At 40.0% G+C, this 19,047-nt stretch carries 15 protein-coding genes and 1 pseudogene; 7 read left to right on the forward strand and 9 right to left on the reverse strand.

Features of this window, described 5'->3' with window-relative positions; translation table 11 throughout:
- Nucleotides 1-59: 59 nt before the first annotated feature.
- From GQR53_RS08805 to GQR53_RS08830, 6 genes are read right to left on the reverse strand one after another with little or no spacing between them, the layout of a single operon-like run.
- The gene (locus GQR53_RS08805; RefSeq protein ID WP_165743656.1) at nucleotides 60-1,718 is read right to left on the reverse strand and encodes a BatD family protein; all 1,659 of its coding nucleotides are present in this window, start codon (nucleotides 1,716-1,718) and stop codon (nucleotides 60-62) included.
- Entirely contained in the window at nucleotides 1,712-3,655 is a 1,944-nt protein-coding gene (locus GQR53_RS08810) for a VWA domain-containing protein (protein ID WP_165743658.1), read from the reverse strand. Before GQR53_RS08810 ends, GQR53_RS08805 begins: the two co-directional genes overlap by 7 nt.
- Entirely contained in the window at nucleotides 3,655-4,641 is a 987-nt protein-coding gene (locus GQR53_RS08815) for a VWA domain-containing protein (RefSeq protein WP_165743660.1), read from the reverse strand. The genes GQR53_RS08810 and GQR53_RS08815 overlap by 1 nt, the downstream gene beginning before the upstream one ends.
- Entirely contained in the window at nucleotides 4,634-5,068 is a 435-nt protein-coding gene (locus GQR53_RS08820) for a DUF4381 domain-containing protein (protein ID WP_004335624.1), read from the reverse strand. Before GQR53_RS08820 ends, GQR53_RS08815 begins: the two co-directional genes overlap by 8 nt.
- A 2-nt stretch (nucleotides 5,069-5,070) precedes the next feature.
- Nucleotides 5,071-6,015 (reverse strand): DUF58 domain-containing protein, encoded by a 945-nt coding sequence (locus GQR53_RS08825; protein WP_007377763.1) that lies wholly within the window; start codon nucleotides 6,013-6,015, stop codon nucleotides 5,071-5,073.
- A 3-nt stretch (nucleotides 6,016-6,018) separates the two neighbouring features.
- Nucleotides 6,019-6,975, reverse strand: a complete 957-nt coding sequence (locus tag GQR53_RS08830; RefSeq protein ID WP_004335627.1) for a MoxR family ATPase — start codon at nucleotides 6,973-6,975, stop codon at nucleotides 6,019-6,021.
- Nucleotides 6,976-7,281: 306 nt separating this feature from the next.
- Here GQR53_RS08830 and fadI point away from each other — a divergent pair, with 306 nt between their 5' ends.
- The 3 genes from fadI to GQR53_RS08845 all read left to right on the forward strand — a co-directional run bounded on the left by fadI (nucleotide 7,282) and on the right by GQR53_RS08845 (nucleotide 11,383).
- Nucleotides 7,282-8,592 carry an acetyl-CoA C-acyltransferase FadI gene (fadI, locus tag GQR53_RS08835; RefSeq protein ID WP_165743662.1) on the forward strand — a complete coding sequence of 437 codons (1,311 nt, stop codon included), beginning with the start codon at nucleotides 7,282-7,284 and terminating at the stop codon, nucleotides 8,590-8,592.
- Complete coding sequence (gene fadJ, locus GQR53_RS08840) at nucleotides 8,592-10,799, forward strand: fatty acid oxidation complex subunit alpha FadJ (protein WP_165743664.1); 2,208 nt, start codon at nucleotides 8,592-8,594, stop codon at nucleotides 10,797-10,799. The genes fadI and fadJ overlap by 1 nt, the downstream gene beginning before the upstream one ends.
- A gap of 74 nt (nucleotides 10,800-10,873) precedes the next feature.
- On the forward strand, nucleotides 10,874-11,383 hold the full coding sequence (locus GQR53_RS08845) for a GNAT family N-acetyltransferase (RefSeq protein ID WP_165743665.1): 510 nt from the start codon (nucleotides 10,874-10,876) through the stop codon (nucleotides 11,381-11,383).
- Between the two features lie 35 nt (nucleotides 11,384-11,418).
- On the opposite strand, the gene GQR53_RS08850 is transcribed toward GQR53_RS08845, so the two are convergent.
- Nucleotides 11,419-11,805: an MmcQ/YjbR family DNA-binding protein gene (locus tag GQR53_RS08850; RefSeq protein ID WP_024596739.1), complete on the reverse strand. Its 387-nt coding sequence runs from the start codon at nucleotides 11,803-11,805 to the stop codon at nucleotides 11,419-11,421.
- Nucleotides 11,806-11,999: 194 nt separating this feature from the next.
- Here GQR53_RS08850 and yeiP point away from each other — a divergent pair, with 194 nt between their 5' ends.
- Both yeiP and GQR53_RS20850 read left to right on the forward strand, forming a co-directional pair.
- Nucleotides 12,000-12,572, forward strand: a complete 573-nt coding sequence (gene yeiP, locus GQR53_RS08855) for an elongation factor P-like protein YeiP (protein ID WP_165743667.1) — start codon at nucleotides 12,000-12,002, stop codon at nucleotides 12,570-12,572.
- A 142-nt stretch (nucleotides 12,573-12,714) separates the two neighbouring features.
- Nucleotides 12,715-12,909, forward strand: a complete 195-nt coding sequence (locus tag GQR53_RS20850) for a hypothetical protein (RefSeq protein ID WP_231619956.1) — start codon at nucleotides 12,715-12,717, stop codon at nucleotides 12,907-12,909.
- Here GQR53_RS20850 and GQR53_RS08860 read toward each other — a convergent pair.
- Together GQR53_RS08860 and GQR53_RS08865 are read right to left on the reverse strand one after the other, a co-directional pair.
- Nucleotides 12,906-15,234, reverse strand: a pseudogene (locus GQR53_RS08860) (EAL domain-containing protein). The gene GQR53_RS20850 and the pseudogene GQR53_RS08860 overlap by 4 nt on opposite strands.
- 53 nt (nucleotides 15,235-15,287) lie before the next feature.
- Nucleotides 15,288-18,011 carry an insulinase family protein gene (locus GQR53_RS08865; RefSeq protein ID WP_165743669.1) on the reverse strand — a complete coding sequence of 908 codons (2,724 nt, stop codon included), beginning with the start codon at nucleotides 18,009-18,011 and terminating at the stop codon, nucleotides 15,288-15,290.
- A gap of 191 nt (nucleotides 18,012-18,202) precedes the next feature.
- Here GQR53_RS08865 and sixA point away from each other — a divergent pair, with 191 nt between their 5' ends.
- Both sixA and GQR53_RS08875 read left to right on the forward strand, forming a co-directional pair.
- A complete protein-coding gene (gene sixA / locus GQR53_RS08870) occupies nucleotides 18,203-18,673 on the forward strand; it encodes a phosphohistidine phosphatase SixA (RefSeq protein ID WP_165743671.1) in 471 nt (156 codons plus the stop codon).
- An 18-nt stretch (nucleotides 18,674-18,691) separates the two neighbouring features.
- Entirely contained in the window at nucleotides 18,692-19,045 is a 354-nt protein-coding gene (locus GQR53_RS08875) for a RidA family protein (protein WP_165743672.1), read from the forward strand.
- Nucleotides 19,046-19,047: the final 2 nt, after the last annotated feature.

The following is a 19,047-nucleotide window of genomic DNA, read 5'->3' on the forward strand; positions in this document are numbered from 1 at the left end:
GCACTTTTTTAATTAAAAATTATTAGTTATTGCAAAAAAAGACCTAAGGTTCGTAGTTATTAATCATAAAGGTCTTTTAATACAGCTTGTTGCGACTTTGATGCCTGAGTTTGATAGATCTCAAGGATTTTAATAATAGCATTAAGATCCGTGTTTGCGCCTTTATTACTATAAAGTTGTGCCTGCAATTGGCTAATGAGACCATTAAGCTCGCTGCTGTTTACGCGGATGCAGAGCTCATCAATCGCGCCAACATTTTTATGGGTCACCTTTACAGAAAAGTTATTTAATGCGGTGTAAAAGGCTTTCACATCGTGTGTTTTGGCTAATGCTTTAAGCTCATTTAAGCTTGGCTGAGAAGTACCACGGGTGTTTAGCTGTAATTTTTCAGTCGTATTTTTAGTAGAACGGCTTATTAAGTAAAAAATTACAGTACCAATCCATAAAATATACCCTAAAGCGGCAACAACTATTAACCAAAGAGGAGTATCACTTTTAGTTTCAATAGGTTGTGTGCCAGTTGCTTGATTCGAAATATTTTCAAGAGTAGGTGAATTATTTGTGCTGGGTTGTGGGTTTGCTATGGCTGTATTAGGCGCGGTAGTACTTGGCGTTACTGTAATAGTACGCTTTGGTAATGTGGCTAAGCTAATACGGTTCATTTTGGTATTAAACCAAGGCAGCTTTATTTCAGGCAAAGTATAAGTACCTGGTTTTTGCGGCAGTAAGGCATATGATGCCGTTTGCTGCGACACAACGCGTCCGTCTCGCACTGCATTGTTATTTTCTTTTTTATCAGGGTAGCTGCGTATGCCATCAATAGTAGGCATAGAGATTTCAGGTAATTGCTCTTTTGTAACTCCAAGCGCGGTAAGTGTAATAGTACGAGTTATAGGCGTACCTACTTCTACTGTGTTGTCGTTAGGTTGCCATTCTTCATCAAGGTTAACCAATTCGCTTGGTAACCATGCACCTTTATAGTCACTCGGGATTGGTTTTATTTCTACTTGCTGATCATCGCCAAGAGCAGATACCTCCAGTTGGCGGTAATTTTGCTGTACTCGCCCTTGAAACGCAGGGCCTGCAATCGTGTAGGCACCACTTTTTTGTGGCTGAATCAAATACTCACGAGTAATAACAAGGTAGCGTTTGCCATCAACTAGCTCATAACTTTCAGTTTGTTTACCTAATTGGGTTAGCTGAGCATCTTCCATACTTGGTGTGCTTAAGCTGCCATCAAGCAGTTCTTTAGCAAGGTAGAGCTTAACAGTGTAAACACCGGCTTCTTGGACAAATAATGAATTACTTGAGAGCGACGTTTTTAAAAATATTTCGTTATTTTTATCTGCATCAACTGAGCGTTTTGCCACTTTTAATTTAATAGGTTGTGAGGTTAACCCTGCAACGCTAAATGCCGGTATCGTGTAATCACCCTCTGTGCGGGTCATTAGTTTAACTGACCACGTAGTTTGTTTATTAATGCTGCCATTAATAATGTTGGTACGAGAGCTTAAGCTTGTTGGGCCTACAACAAAGTCTTTTAACAGCGATGAGGTGTCTGGTTGCTCGCCTTTAACTGTATCGTCTACCGATATATTAAGCATAAAAAATTCACCCGCTAATACAGGATTTTTATCTACGCTGGCTTCTAATTTGGTGGCAGCCCACGAAGGCATCGCACTTAATAGCAATAAACAGCAAAATAATCGCATTACCATGATTTTTCGACTCCTGTAGGGCGACGTTTGTATTGTCTTTTTTGGGCTTCTAATTGCATTTTATTCCGTAATAAAATAGCCGGATCGTCCGGGACTTTTCTAAGTAGTTGATTAAGCTGTTGTGCTTTTTCTTTTTCTTCATTAGTGAGCTCACTTGCTTGGGCTTGCATCGCTTGTTGCTGAGCATTTTGTTTTTGCTCATCAGTGGCAGGTTGCTCACTTATTGCTTGTGGCTTACTTTGTTGCTGCTCATCCTCTTTAGGCTGATCAGCGTCTTTATTTTGCCTTTGTTCGCTTTGTGGCTGGGCTTGCATATCAGGTTCATTTTGCTTATCTGATTGCTCGCCAGACTCACCTTGTTGATCTTTTGATTGTTCAGACTCTTTATCTGATTCTTTATCAGATTTTTCATCGCTTGAACTTTGACTTTCGTTTTCGCCTTTTTCAGAATCGCTTTTATCACCATTTTGTTGCTGATCCTGTTTTGACTCATCAGAATTTTGCCCTTGGTTTTGCTCATCTTTTTTCTGACTCTCATCTTGGTCTTGAGAGTCGTCGCCGTCGCTTTGCTGATCTTGTTGGTTTTGTTGCTCTTGTTGATTTAGTAATTGCTCAACTAAGGCTTGGTTATCGGCTGCTTGCGTAAAGTCATCTTGTAAGCTTTGGGCTTGTTTGTACGCTTCAATTGCGTCCTCAAGTTTACCAGCTTTGGCAAGGGCATTACCGTAGTTGTATAAACCGGTAGCCGACTTATCATTACTAAACTCATTAAGTGCAGCATCAAAATTACCTTGCTGGTAAAGCGCAGCGCCTTTTAACTCACTCGATTGCGCCTGTGTTGCTGCATCGTATTCTTTATTATTGTAAGCCTCTAATGCACGTTGATCTGCATTTTTCAAAAGAGTAGGGAGCTCTACGGCATACGCATTTTGCTGCGGTAAAAAACCAAAAGCTAAAAATGCGCCTAGCAAGGCAGCGCGTCTGAATAAATACAAACCAAATGGCAGTAATAACAAGAGTCCGTAAATACCTGCATCTATTCGCCAAAGCGCGTGGCTTTGTTTTTCGTCTTTCAATAATTCACTCTGCGCATTTGGAGCAAACGTATTTATGTCGCTATTGCTAGGTTGGTAACTAGCAAATTTACCACCACTGCTCGATGCTAAATTTTTAAGCTGAGAGGCATTAATTGTAGGTACTACAATTTGGCCGTATCTGTCTTTCAAAAAGCCGCCTTCAGGTAACTTAATTGGTGCGCCTTGGGCGGTACCTACACCATATATATTTAATCTATATTGGGTATTACTGGTAAAGCTACTCACGTCGCTTTGTTCTTGTTGGTCAATACCGTCGGTCACTAAAATAATGTCGCCATCAATATAACCCGCTTGCGTTAATAGCTCTTTGGCCATATCAAGACCCGCTAAAACGTTTGAGCCTTTGTCTGGCATTATTTCAGGGCTTAAGCTTGGAATTAAATTACTGAGTGTTGTGGCATCGTTTGTTAGTGGTGAAATTACATAGGCCGTGCCTGCGTAAGCTACAAGCGCGGTATCACCTTCTTTAAATAGCTCAATCATATCAAGCGCTTTAAAGCGTGATTGCATTAAACGATTTGGCAAAATGTCGGTGCTGTACATTGAGTACGACATATCCATAACAATTACACGGGCACTTTTACTTTGAAATACAGGAACTTGTTTTTTCTCAAAACTAGGCCCAGCACTAAATAAAATGCCAAGGCTGCAAAACATAGCAACTAACCAAAGTGGCTGGCTGGCTTTAGTATTTGCTTCGCTCATTATAAATTGTGCTAAATGAGGTGCAATTAGCTGCTCACTGGTCGTTATTTTATGCTTAATTAAGGCAACAAAAAATAATGCCACAGCAGGTATGAGTAACCATAAAAGAGCGGGGCGAATAAATTCAAAATCCATTAGTTTGGCTCCTTTAATGCACGCAGTGTACTAAGCATTACTTTTAAGCTAATAAGTAAAATAGCGATAAGTAACGGGTAGTAAAATAATGAGCTTTGTGGGCGAAATGTTTGTTCATCAGCGCTAATAGGCTCAAGCTTATCAAGCTCTGCGTAAATTTGTTGAAGGCCAGCTACATCTTTGGCTCTAAAGTATAATCCGCCAGTTTGCTCGGCAATCTTTTTAAGTAGGCTTTCATCTAAATTACTGCCACTTGAGCCACCCATATTAAAGAGACTAAAGCCGCGCGGATTATCTGAGCCAACACCAATGGTGTACACTTTAATACCTTCTTCGCGGGCTAGCAGTAGGGCATCTTCTGGGTTTAGGTTACCAGCGGTATTTTGTCCGTCGGTTAATAGCACCACAATACGGTTACTTTCATCTTTATTGGCAAAGCGTTTTACCGAAAGACCCAATGCATCACCAATGGCTGTTGCGCGTCCTACTAAACCAATTTGGGCTTCGCTGAGCATTTTACTTACAGTTTTAACGTCGCGCGTGAGGGGGGTTTGTAAAAACGCGGTGTCGCCAAATAATATCAGCCCAAGCCTGTCGCCTTGACGCTGTTCTATAAAATCACTGAGTACGGCTTTTACCATGGTAAGGCGGTCAACATATTGGCCATTGTAAGCCATGTCTTGTTTGGTCATCGAGCCCGATAAATCGACCGCTAACATTATATCGCGCCCTTCATTTGGTAATGAGATTGGCTCATCTAACCATATTGGATTGGCAGCAGCAGTAACAAGTAATAACCAAATTACCCACTCGAGGGGATTTAAACGTCGTGCGTGTGGCTCGATGCATTGGCTGGTTAAATTGTGCTTTGCAAAACTGGGTATACGTAAACGCGTACTGGCATTACTTGCTGCGGGTTTTAATAGTAAAAGTAATAAAGGCAAGGGTAGTAATAAAAATAACCATGGCCAGCTAAATTCAAACATTTACTGACTCCTTTATTTTAAATTGCTTAATACCTTGGCGAAATTTTTCGCACAGTGTTGTATCTTTTTGGCTGGGGTTATACAAGCTTAGTATTTCTTGTTCTGTAAAGCTTAAACCGGTGAGTGTATTAAGTGTTGTGCACCATTTAGAGGTAGATTGCGCAGCAAGTCGCTTGTCGTAATATTCAATCACTAAACGTTTTAAAATAATATGCAGTTGCTGAGGGTTTTGCTCACTTTGACTCAATTGTATTGCGTAGCGTTTAGGCTTTTTAAATTTATGTTTTTTATAAAATATATAAATAGCTGCGCACAGTGCTAAAAACAGCAGTGCAATAATAACCCACCAAGCAGGGGCGAGTGGCCACCAATTAACTTGGCTTGGCGCTATTATATCGTGCAGGCCATCGAGTGGATTGGTTTGCATGGTTATTTTCTCACTAATTGCAGCTCAAGCGGTGTTGCTGCATTGAATGATATTAAATTAAGACCCGATTTAGTTAGGCGATTAAAGCGTGCGCTAAATGCTTGCTCAGCATTTTTAGCAAAACGTTCTCTAAAGCTGTTATCCATTAATGGTAGGGCAAAGTCTTGACCATTTGCATTAACAGTAACGGCTTGCTTAAACGCAGGTAACTGATGCTCAAACGGATCGCTTATGTGGCAACCAATGAGCTCGCAGTGGCGGCTTAATATTTCAAGTTGCTTAAAGCTGGCATCATCCAGAGCATTAAAATCAGACACTAAATACACTAAGCTACCTGGTTTTGCTAAATGATTAAGGCGCTTTAGGTTATCGCTAAAGTTGTTAGGGGCTGTTTTATCAATATTGTTGAGCGCTTGCTGGTGGTTGTCGCATAAATTATGACAAAGCTTAAGCACGGCTTTTTCACGGGCGCTGGGTTTTAGCTCTAAATGCGAGTGCTGATTAAACACAATACCGCCAATTCTATCGCCGCGCTGACACGCCGACCATGCAACAAGGGCGCTTATATGCGCAGCTTGCACCGACTTTAACAGTAACTTTGAGCCAAACAGCATTGAGTTTGAAAAATCAGTGAACACAAACACAGGGCGCTCTTTTTCTTCTTGAAAGAGCTTTGTGTGAGTCTCGCCGGTACGCGCAGTAACTCGCCAATCAATAGAGCGAATATCGTCACCTTGCTGATAATGTCGCACTTCGGCAAATTCCATTCCTCGGCCTTTGTGCGGTGCAAGGTATTGTCCTGTTAAGGTATTTTTTATTTTTACCTTAGGGGCAAGTTCAAGCAATTGCGCTTTGGCTTTGTAATACATCAGCTCTTTGAGTGCTAAATTAACACCGTGGCTATGGCTCTGTTTGAGCCATGCTTGGGTTTCTAATTGTTTTTGCATAACTTATGGTACGGCTACAAGTTCAACTATACGGCTTATTACTTGATCTTTAGTAATGCCATCGGCTTGGGCTTCGTAACTTAAAATAATGCGATGACGCAGTACGTTATGCACAACAGCTTGAATATCATCAGGTGCTACAAAGTCACGGCCTTGAAGCCATGCATGAGCACGAGCACATTTATCAAGTGCTATTGTTGCACGCGGACTTGCACCAAACTCAATCCAGCTACCTAGTTGCGCATCTAATTTAGCGCCTTCACGGGTGGCAATAATAAGTTGTACTAAATATTGCTCAAGCGGCTCTGCTAAATAAAGGCCTAATATTTCTTTACGAGCTGCAAATAAATCGCTTTGACTAATTTTTTGCATTACTGGTTGTTGCTCGTTAAGCGCTTCGCCACGTGTTAAACGTAGTATATCAAGCTCATGCTCTGCGCCAGGGTAGCCAATACTTAGGTGCAGTAAAAAGCGATCCAGCTGGGCTTCTGGTAACGGGTAAGTCCCTTCTTGCTCTAGCGGGTTTTGCGTTGCCATAACTAAAAACAGTTCGCTAAGCGGATAAGTATTTTTACCCACGGTAACTTGGCGCTCTGCCATGGCTTCTAATAGTGCTGATTGTACTTTGGCTGGTGCACGGTTAATTTCGTCAGCTAAAATTAGGTTGTGAAAAAGAGGACCTTTTTCAAATACAAACTCGCTAGTTTGTTGGCGGTAAATATCGGTGCCTGTTACATCAGCCGGTAATAAGTCTGGCGTAAACTGTACGCGCTGAAATGAGCCTTCAATACCTTTAGCAAGTGCATTAACTGCACGTGTTTTTGCAAGCCCAGGAGGGCCTTCTACTAATAAGTGACCATCAGCTAAAATAGCAATAAGTAGCGCTTGTGTAAGCTCTGGCTGGCCAATGATTTGTGTATCTAAGTACGTTTTTAATTGTGAAAATGCGTTAGCTGCCATAATAAGTGGACTGTCCTCGTCAGCTGGGTTTGTACCTAATAGTGTTAGGTGATAAATACTGACCTATTTATAAGGTTTATAATTGGGTAACTCAAGAGTTAGACTGTATTTTTTAAAATAGTTCGTTATTTTTTAACGATTTTTAGCGTACCACAAAACTTTGTAAATGCGTCTAAAAAAGCCTATTGTGATAGTCGTAATTAAACACTGTTTATATAAATTTGTGTTTATCTATTGGCTTTAGGGCACGGGTTGTTTAGAATCGAGGAAAACAAACAGGTCAGACCTGTCAGCGGGAGAGCATAAATGTCTGAGCAAAACATACTAAAAACACCAAAGGGCGACCGTATTGCCATCGTTAGCGGCTTACGTACACCTTTTGCAAAACAAGCAACAGCGTTTCACCATGTACCAGCACTTGATATGGGTAAATTGGTGGTTAACGAAATGCTTGAACGATTAAATTTCAATAAGTCAGAAATTGATCAACTTGTATTTGGTCAAGTAGTACAAATGCCAGAAGCGCCAAATATTGCACGTGAAATTGTATTGGGCACAGGTATGCCGGTATCGGTTGATGCATATTCTGTATCGCGCGCATGTGCTACCAGCTTTCAGGCTATCGCTAATGTAGCTGAGTCTATTATGGCGGGATCTGTAAGCGTAGGTATTGCAGGCGGCGCAGATTCGTCATCAGTACTGCCAATTGGTGTTAGTAAAAAGCTAGCAGGCAGCTTAGTTGATTTAAATAAAGCGCGTTCGCTTGGTCAACGTTTAAAAATATTTTCAAAACTGCGCTTAAAAGATTTATTACCAGTGCCTCCTGCAGTTGCAGAGTACTCAACAGGCCTTTCAATGGGGCAAACTGCTGAGCAAATGGCTAAAACACATAATATTAGCCGTGAAGATCAAGATGCGTTAGCGCATCGTTCTCACTCACTTGCAACGCAAGCATGGGCTGATGGAAAGTTAAAAGATGAAGTAATGACGGCGCATTTACCGCCATATAAAAGCTTTATTTCAGAAGATAACAACATTCGTAAAAACTCAACGGTTGAAGGCTACGCCAAGCTTAAACCTGTTTTTGACCGTCAGCACGGTACTGTTACCGCGGCAAATGCAACACCATTAACTGATGGTGCGGCGGCCGTACTTATGATGAGCGAAAGCAAAGCAAAAGCACTGGGCTACGAAATACTAGGTTACGTACGTAGCTTTGCATTTTCGGCAATTGGCGTAGAAAAAGACATGTTAATGGGCCCAGCTCATTCAACGCCTATTGCACTAGATAGAGCGGGTATTACGCTTGCTGATTTAGATTTAATTGAAATGCACGAAGCGTTTGCATCGCAAACACTTGCCAATATGAAAATGTTTGCTTCAGACAAATTTGCACAAGAGCATTTAGGTCGCAGCAAAGCAATTGGCGAAATTAACATGGATAAGTTTAACGTTAACGGCGGCTCTTTAGCATATGGTCACCCATTTGCAGCAACAGGTGCACGCTTAATTACGCAAAGCTTACACGAGCTTAAACGTCGTGGTGGCGGTTTAGCATTAACAACAGCGTGTGCTGCTGGTGGTTTAGGTGCAGCCTTTGTATTGGAGAGCGCGTAATGACAGATTCAGTATTTAATTTAGCGGTAGATGAAAATAAAATCGCCGTGGTAACGATTGATGTGCCGGGTGAGAAAATGAATACCCTGCGCAGCAGTTTTGCCGATGATTTAAAAGCGTTACTAGAAGACGCTAAGTCGCAAAATGTAAAAGGCATGGTATTTATAAGCGGAAAAAGCGATAACTTTATCGCGGGCGCCGATGTAAAAATGCTCGATAGCGTTCAAAAGCGTGAAGATGCTTTAGCTATTAGCGAGCTATGTCATCAAGCGTTTTTTGATATGACAAAATTGCCATACACAACAGTAAGTGCGATTCATGGCGCTGCATTAGGTGGTGGTTTAGAGTTTGCTTTAGCATGTGATTACCGTGTTGGTACCGACAGTGATTTAACAAAAATTGGCTTACCAGAAGTACAACTTGGTTTACTTCCTGGTGGCGGCGGCACCCAACGCTTAACTAAAATTGTTGGTATTCAAAAAGCACTAGAGTGGATGCTAACAGGTAAACAGATTCGCCCTAAGCAAGCTAAAAAAGCAGGTGTGCTTGATGACTGTGTACCGCACAGTGTGCTGCTAAAAGTTGCAAAAGAATTTGCGACTAAGAAAAAGCCACAAGCAAAAGAGCCAAAGCTCGACAATATTAGTAAATTACTAGAGTCAAACCCGTTTGGTCGTAACTTTATCTTTAAAAAAGCAAAAGAAAACGTACTTAAAAAAACGGGCGGGCACTACCCAGCACCACTAGCTATTATTAAAGCAGTGCGAGCTAGTGTAGAGCTTGATGAGCTAAAAGCGTATAAAACAGAAGCTGAAAGCTTTGCAACACTTGTAATGAGTGACGAATCGAAAGCGCTTCGCGGTATTTTCTTTGCAACCACTGAAATGAAAAAAGAGTGGCGCAATGATGACGCACCCGCAATAAGCAAAACTGCTGTTTTAGGTGGTGGACTAATGGGCGCAGGCATTGCGCACGTAAGTGCTGTTAAAGCTAAAGTACCGGTACGTATTAAAGATGTAGCAGAGCAGGGCATTAGTAATGCAATGAGCTACACCTACAAAATTTTAGATAAGCGTCTTAAGCGTCGTATTATGTCTAAAGCTGATGTGCAGTTAACGATGAACCGTATTACAGGTACAACTGACTACAGTGGCTTTAAACACATTGATTTAGTAATAGAAGCGGTGTTTGAAGACCTTGCACTTAAGCAAGGTATGGTTGCAGACGTAGAGCAGCAATGCCAAGCAAATACAATTTTTGCAAGTAACACGTCATCATTACCAATATCGCAAATTGCAGCGCAGGCAGCACGTCCTGAAAATGTAATTGGCTTGCATTACTTTTCACCAGTGGAAAAAATGCCATTAGTGGAAATTATTCCACACGAAGGTACGTCTCAAGAGACCATTGCCCGCGTTGTTAACTTTGCACGTAAGCAAGGTAAAACGCCAATTGTTGTAAAAGATATGGCCGGTTTTTACGTCAACCGTATTTTAGCGCCTTACTTGAACGAAGCTGCTAACTTAATGTTAGCAGGCGAGCCAATTGAAAAGATTGATGCGGCGCTTGTTGAGTTTGGTTTTCCGGTAGGCCCGCTGGCTCTACTTGATGAAGTAGGTATTGATATTGGCTCTAAAATTGCCCCAATTCTTGAAAAAGAATTAGGCGAGCGTTTTAAAGGCCCTGATGCATTTATGCGTATGATTGATTCAAAACGCCTTGGCCGTAAGTCTGGTCGTGGTTTTTATGAATACGATAAAAAAGGCAAAAAGGTTGATGAGTCAGTTTACGAACTATTGGGTGTTACCTCGGCTCCACGTTTAAACAAGAGCGAAATTGCTAAGCGTTGTGTATCGCAAATGCTTAACGAAGCAGTACGCTGTTTAGATGATGGTATTATTGCAAGCCCTCGTGATGGCGACATCGGTGCAATATTTGGTATTGGTTTTCCACCATTTTTAGGTGGCCCGTTTAGCTATATGGATAAATTAGGCGCAAGTAAAATAAGCTCTGATATGTCTACATTAGCTAACAGCGATGCTAACTTTGCTCCATGTGAGTCACTGGTAACAATGGCAAGCTCTGGTACTACTTTTTATAATGCAGCAACTGTTGAGGTTGTAGCTCCTGAAGTACAAAGCACTGAGCCACAAGAGCAAAGTGTCACTGAGCCTGAAGTTACTAAAGAGATTGAAACGAAAGAATAAAGTTTCTACTGTTTATAAAAACCGCATTTAAATGCGGTTTTTTTATGATTTTTAATATTTAAATGAGGAGCTTAATGACATTATTTACACAAAGATTGAGCATGTACCAAATAGAAGAGTCTGATTGGCCTCTTTTTCTAGCGCTTCATCGCGATCCTCAAGTCCTTAAGTATTGTTTTGATATGCCAATGGAGTCACTGGTAAGAAACCGCTTTGAGATACGCTTGCCTAAGTGGAATGCTAAATCACGTCATCCACTGTGTTTACTCATTATTAATAATCAAACAAAACAACCTGTGGGTGTTACAGGCTTTGCCTATGACGGAGAAACCGCAGAGCTTGGGTATTTATTATTGCCAGAGTATTTTAATAAAGGCTACGCGACAGAGTCGTTAAGAGCTGTGATTGATTGGGCTTGGAAAGAATGTGGTATTAGGCAGTTTAAAGCAGTCGTAACGCGTGGCAATGTTGGTTCTGAAAAGGTGCTTAGTAAGTGCGGCTTAACCCATACCGATACACTTTTTAAAGTGCATACAATAGGCGAAAAGTTATACGACGATTTAATTTATACGCTTAAGGTGTAAGGTTTTAATGGGCTAGTAGCCTAGCCCAAAAAGTGCTACAAGTGAAGTGCGATAGCTTTGCGGTCTTTTTCTGGCATGTTTTCTACGACTAAATTAAATGAGTTATCAATCATTCTCTCAATTTCACTTTGTGCAATTGTGCCGTCTAAAATTACTGTGTTCCATAAGCGTTTATTCATATGGTAACCAGGGATCACTGCCGGGAAAGTATCACGCAATGATATTGCTTCATCAGGATCGCACTTTAAGTTAAGCCACCAAATAACCTCACCATCATCATTAGTTTGACCGTCATTGCCAATAGCAAGAGTCGCAAACATTTTATGATTCACTTTATATACATCAACCTCTTGCGCAAATGGTTTTGTAACCTGAACAAGTGGTTTTTTAACTAAATACTCATGTACTTTTTTCTGGTCCATGATCCATTCCTTGAAGTCATACTCGGTAAAGCTACCATAGCAGTTTTTTTCACATTTGATTATATGTATTTTAGTATAAATTAAAATTTTACAAGCTAATACAACATGTAGCGTAAAACCAACGTAATTTTAGTTGAACAAAATCCAGTTCGTGGTATGTTTCTGCCAATCAAAAAAATAATAGGAATTCACACATGCCAAAGGCGAGTGATGTTAAAAAAGGTACTGCTATTGACTTCAATGGCCGCGTTTTAGTTGTAAAAGATATTGTGCGCTCTGTGCCGCAAGGTCGTGCTGGTGGTAGTTTATACCGTATGCGTTTATACGATGTGGTAACCGGTGGTAAAGTTGACGAAACATTCAAAGACAGTGACATGCTAACGCTGGCTGATTTAACACGCCGTGAAGTAATGCTATCGTACATTGATGGCGACGAGTATGTGTTTATGGATAATGAAGATTATACGCCTTACAACTTAAACAAAGATGCTATTAGCGAAGAAATTCAGTTTGTTAATGAAGAAACGCAAGGCGTACACGTAATTGTTATTGATGGCGCGCCAGTAGGGCTTGATTTACCGTCAAGTGTTGAACTTGTTGTTGAAGAAACAGACCCATCTATCAAAGGTGCATCTGCGAGTGCGCGTTCAAAACCTGCACGTATGTCAACTGGCTTAAATATTTCTGTGCCAGAGCATATTTCAACAGGTGACCGTATCCGTATTAATACTGTTGAACACAAATTTATGGGTCGTGCTGAAAAGTAACTTGTAAATTATAATTTTAAAAGCCGAATCTGTGTTTAACAGCTTCGGCTTTTTTGTGCACGCGGGGGATTTGTTGCTTTAAATTTAATCACGTTAGCGTTAGAATAAGCGCCGTATTTTTGAGCAACTTTAAAGGGTGATTTTGTTTATATTTTTACTAAGCAGTGCATTTATAGCTTTAATGTATTTAGAAACCATTAAAAAAGGCATGCCAATTAAGCGATGGCTGATTTTAGGCGGTTTACTTGGACCTGTAGCCTGGTGCTTGTTTAATCTACATTATCGTCGTGCTTTAGTAAGAAATGTAGGAATAAATGCGTGTATATGGCGCCCTTAATTTATTGACGCCACATTTTTATTTTTTCTAATTAAGCTTGGGGCTGCTTTAGTTTGTTGTTGCTTTAAAAATTCAGTAAATTCACTTTTTGATAGAGGCTTAGAATAGTAATAACCTTGTACTGTTTCGCAATTAAGCTTTTTGAGTATATCAATTTGATGAGCTTGTTCTACACCTTCAGCCACTACATGTAAATCAAGGTTATGTGCAATAGTGACTATTGAGTCGACCATATTACGGCCACGTTCGTTGGTCATGTCATCTATAAATGCTTTATCTACTTTAAGTGTATTAAGTGGAAATTGCTTTAAATACGCTAATGATGAATAACCAGTACCAAAATCATCCATTGCTAAATGAATACCTCGGGCACTTAACGAACGCATAATTGCAATGGCTTCTTTAGGGTCATCCATTACAGTACCTTCTGTTATTTCAAGCTCTAAAAAGTAAGAAGGTAATTCATTTTTTTGCAAAATAACGTCAATACGAGAGGTTAAATCGGGGAGGCTAAATTGCTTTGCTGATAAATTGACAGCTACTCGGCCGCTAAATAAACCGCTATCTACCCATTCTTTTACGTCTCTGCAGGCTTTGTTTAATACCACTTCACCAATTTCAATTATTTGGCCCGTTTCCTCGGCTATAGGTATAAAAACTCCCGGACTAATAATGCCTTTTTTGGGTGTAATAAAGCGCACTAATGCTTCCATTCCGGTTAGCTTGCCTGTGCGAATATTCATTTTTGGTTGGTAGTACACTTCAAAGTGATCTTCTTTTAAACCAAAGCGCATGAGGTTTTCAATTTGCAGTCGTTTAACGGCTTGACGGTTCATCGTGTCGTTAAAAAATAAGTAGCTGTTACCTTTCTTTTTAGCATGATACATGGCGGTATCTGCATTTTTTAAAAGCAGTTCAGGCGTATTACCGTCTTCAGGGAATAATACAATACCTACACTTGAGGTGATTGCCAGTTCGTGGCCTGCCATTTTAAATGGTGTAGCAATGGCCGCTAAAAACTGTTTAGCCATGCGTGTAATTACATGTATGTCGTTAGTGTCAGACATTACCAGAGCAAACTCATCGCCGCCTAAACGATAAAACACATCATTTTCGCGGGTTAGTTTATTTAAGCGCATTGCTAGTTTAGCTAATAAGCTGTCACCTAGCTGATGTCCTAACGAGTCATTTATTTTTTTAAAGTTATCTAAATCGAATACAAGCAAGGCGTGATGCGAATTGAGTTTTACTAGTTTATGCAAATCAGTAAAAAATAAATTTCGGTTAGGCAGACTGGTTGTGCGATCTCGATTCGATAAGTTATGTAATTGCGATTCTGCTTTTTTACGCTCTGTTAAATCTGAATATACAACGACATAATTAGTTATTTGATTTTGATCGTTTTTAATTTCATCTATGGATATTTCTATCGGTAATAAAATACGCTCACTATTACGAAGCTTCACTTCTTGTTGAATATGTTCGCGCTCTTTTACTATTTCAATAATTCTGTTTGTGTAGCTTGGCTCATACCCAGATAGGCTAAATTCTTTTCCTAAGTATTGTTCGCGTACGCCACCAAACAAGGTTAAAAAGCTAGGGTTTATATCAACCAGTTTAAAGTTTTTATCGTAAATTGCTAAGGCGTCAGTAAGCGACTCAAAAAACTTTAAACTGGTTTATATCAACCAGTTTAAAGTTTTTATCGTAAATTGCTAAGGCGTCAGTAAGCGACTCAACACATTTTGCAAAAAGGTTTAAGCGCTCTTCAGTTGATTTTAACTGTGATATATCGCGAACGGTACCTGTCATTCTAAGGGGTGATAAGTTGGCGTCTTTTTCAATTATTTTTCCGCGGTCGAGCACCCAGTGCCAACGACCAAAAGTATCTTTGATTCGGTAGGTGGCTTCAAAAAAAGCAGACTGCTCTGCAAAGTGCACTTTTAACAAGTGCTCAACGTTATTAATATCGTGAGGATGGATAAGGCCTTTATTTGGTGGAAACCCCATTAAGGTAGTTGAGTCCATTAAGTACTTATCGTTAATACGAATAACTTCGCCTGTTTTTATGTTCCAGTCCCAAAGTGTATCGCCGCTACCTTCTACGGTACTTTTAAGGCGTTTTTCCGAAAGTCGAAGTTGGCGGCGTGAACGTCTAAGTTTGTGGATTACAAATAACAGGTAGGGCAAAGCAAGCGCTATAATGGCGCTTGCTAGTATAAGTATATTGTCAGAGTTGTAATTAAGTGATGACTCAAAGGCAAAAAGCTCAAATGAGTAAGCAAGTACTACAAGCATGCTTAGTTTTATTATTGTTTTTATCATTTTTGATTACTTCTAATTTACAAATGATAATTTAAAACAAGCTAAACCTAGAGTCAAAGAGATTGAGAGTAAACGGGCATATTTTGAGATTTAGTGACTTTTGCCGAGCTTAAAAGCTCATATCTTGGTCTATCATCATCAAATAGGCTTAGTGCATAAACTTTTACTTCTCTTAGTGTTAGCGCGTTTAGGGCATCTAAAAGTCGCTGCTGCATATGAAATTCGTGATCTCTATTACCAATAGCAAGCCATAACCGTTGTGAGCGCAGGCGCAAGTTTTTATCTTTTTCTGCAATATGAGTACTAAGGCCATGCTTTTGCTGTTGCCAATCGTTTTCATCAAGTGCATCGATGTTATCAAGGTAGTTTTTAATAAAGCTGTTATGTCGATGCAATAATGTTTTTGCATCAAACTTAGGTGACTGCACATAAAATGCTATTCCAGCACGTGTGTTAAAAGGTGCATAACCTGCGCCCACTAAATAACCTAGCTGTTGTGTTGTTCGTAACTCGTTAAAGTAATCTTGATTAATTAAATGATTTAACGCCATCATTTTTACTTTTTCGGCCACGCAATCCGTTTGCGCTTGATAGTAAACAACCATGGCATGGTCGCTACAAGGAAGTTCTAACTCATAGCGAGTTACTTTTTTAATTTCAAAAAGAGGGCGTCTTAAATCTTCAATTATGGCTGCGTTTTTTAGGTGTTCGGCGACCTTTTTTTGAAAGGCTAATGCATCACTTTGCTGCCAGTTACCATGTAAAAATGATTCAACATGTAGTGCTTTAAAAAAGTCTGTTCTGAACTCATTAAATTGCTGAAAACAAGTGTTTTTTAATGCCGATGCAAGCTCCCCAGGTTGTGGGTTCCAAGGCATTATTTTTGCGCCTAAAATACTAAACAACTCACTGACTGGTTTGTTTTGGTTGCTATTGCGCCAATGCCTTACAAGCTGTTTTTTATATTCAGCAAAGCGTTTTGCACAAATTTCTACATTAAATAAAGCATCTATTAATTGATCAACAAGCTCTAACTGGCTAGATGAAAGCCCAGCGGTATGTAGAGTTAACCCACCTTGATGCGAGGTTAAGTGGTAACTAAGACCTGCAAGTTCTGCAGGATAAAATTGCTCGCCCACGCTATCCATAAATAAATCTGTAAATAAGCGGGTGAGTGCCATATGTTTTACATCTTTTACGGCAAAATCAGAATCCATGGCCAAATAAAAATGGCCTTTAGCAACACGAAATGTGTTGTCTTGTTTAAACCAAAAATCAAAACCGGGTTCTTTTACTAATAACTCGGGTTTTGTTTGTGGTTTTATGACATCAAATAACACCACTTCTTTTGTTAAATAAGGATTAGCGGTAGGCAGCAGCATTTCGCTCAGCGGTTTATTTATCTCGCTAAGTGCATCAAGCCAACTAGGTGAAATATGTTCTACTTTATATGGTGTGTTGTACCATGCGGTTTTATGTTCAGGCTCTACATCTGGATGTATAAGTACGATGCGCATATTATGTGGCGTTAACCACTGCATGGCCATTTCGTGGGTCGCTTTTTTAAAGCCTTCCATTAAATAGTCGCCTTGCACGTAGTTTGCTTCATCGTAATGCTGCATATTAATGCTTAAATTACTGACCCAATCAATCAAGCGTGACTTTTCTTGGTTATCGAATGCTATTTGTAATAGATTTTTTTTATCTTGATATAAACGCGGCAATTTTTCGGTGTTATCGTTAATTAAGCAAATGTATTCAAACACCATTTCAATAATGTCTTCGAAGTATTCAATACCTTCATCGGTAAGCGCTAAACTAATATTAAAGTCTTTAAAGTTGCTGCCATTAATACCACCGCCAGCAGAAAGCGCGTTTATCCAGCCTTGCTCTTTTAAAATAGAATAAAGAGAACCCGCGCCTTCATAGCCAAGTAAATGGGCAATAAAACTCACTGTTTTGTGGCGATAAAAGTCGTCAATATTAGGCATAGCAAAACTTATGATAAGTTTTTGCATATGCTTATGCGGCTCAATATGGAGTATTTTTCCTATGTCTTGTTTGCGATAGAGGGGCTCACTGATCTCTGGCTTTTTGAGGTTTTTATTACCCTTAATTGCGCCAAAGTAAGTTTGTGCCCAGCTTTGTAGTGTGTCTAATGTTTCGTTTGCGCAAATAACTAAAGTCATCCACTGAGCTTGGTACTGGCTATTAAAAAAGTCGCGAAGCTCATCACTAATACAGCGCTCTCTGTCAGCTAAGGTTTGTAGGTTTCCTACAGAAAATTTAGCAAATGGATGAGCTGGATTTACCGTTTCTTTGTGGGCTTGATAAATACGGCGACCATCGTCTTTTATTTTTAGTTTAAACTCGGCTTCAATTGCGTTGCGTTCTTTTTCTGTTTCGGCTGAATTTAAAAGTGGCGCAATAAAAAAACGGCTAAATTGGGTAAGCGCCTGTTCAAATTCTTGGTTATTAACATCAAAAAAGTAACAGGTATGCTCAGTGCCAGTCCACGCATTAGTGTTCCCGCCAGCTTGCGAAACAAAATTATTAAAACTGCCTGAATCTGGGTATTGGTCAGTGCCTAAAAAAAGCATGTGCTCTAAAAAGTGTGCTAGGCCTTGCCTATCAAGAGGATCGTCAAAATGCCCGGCGTTAACTGCCATTGATGCTGCCGCTTTTGTAGAATCTTTATCTTGCACTAATAGTACTTTTAGACCATTGTCCAGTGTAAAGGCGCGGTATGCTCTGTTATCATTGCGGCTGATATTCAAATGATGCTCCTGAAACTAAACGTTTACTTGTTAACAACAGATGATGGCTTCAGGAAAGCGAAATACAGCTTAAAGATTTACCTGAATCTCATGAAAGAATTATTTAGAAATAAATAGATTTATGTTGTTAATATAGCTGACAAATGGGCAAACTGGCTACTGTTTTATATTCTTTAATCGGTTGATTTTTTATGAAAACAATCCTAATAATGCGCCACGGCGAAGCAACACCCATGCAGGCTGATGATGCAGGTAGAAATTTAACCCAAACAGGGCACGATGAAGCTGAAAAAATGGGCCTTTGGCTCAGTAAAGCACATTGCCCTGATGCACTGTTAGTTAGTCCTTACATTCGTGCACAGCAAACAGCTGCAGGTGTGGCTAAAAATAACGTATTTAAATTTAGCGAAACCACGTCCGATATTATCCCCGAAGGCAAACCTCAAATTGCTGCTGACTATCTTGAAACGCTTATTGCTACTCATCCCCAATGCAATACATGGCTTATAGTGGCACACATGCCTATTGTAAGTTATTTAGTGGATCAATTAAGCCCTGGTAATATGCCAATTTTTAATACAGGTGCTGTTGCTGTTATTAGTTATGATGAGCAAACCCAGCGTAGTAGTTATATAAGTATAAATGCCCCAGAAAACCTTTAAATAATTGAGAAAAGTATTATGACGATAGAACGCTTACAAACAGGTGCGCGCATGAGCCGCATAGTAAAACATAATGGCACTGTGTATTTATGTGGGCAGGTATGCGCCGACGCGCAAAAAGGTATTAAAGAGCAAACTCAAACTATGCTTGATAAAGTAGAGGCGCTGCTTGATGAAGCAGGGAGTTCAAAAGAACATATGCTTAGCGCGACTATTTATGTAAAGAGCATGGAATACTTTGCTGATATGAATGCAGTATGGGATGCATGGGTACCCGAGGGTTATGCACCAGCACGTGCCTGTGTGGAAGCTAAAATGGCACGTGAAGCACTACTTGTTGAAATTTCAGTAGTCGCAGCTTTAAAAGAATAATA

It is taken from the genome of Pseudoalteromonas sp. Z9A6, from assembly GCF_011378805.1.
In the GTDB taxonomy this organism is placed as follows: domain Bacteria; phylum Pseudomonadota; class Gammaproteobacteria; order Enterobacterales; family Alteromonadaceae; genus Pseudoalteromonas; species Pseudoalteromonas distincta.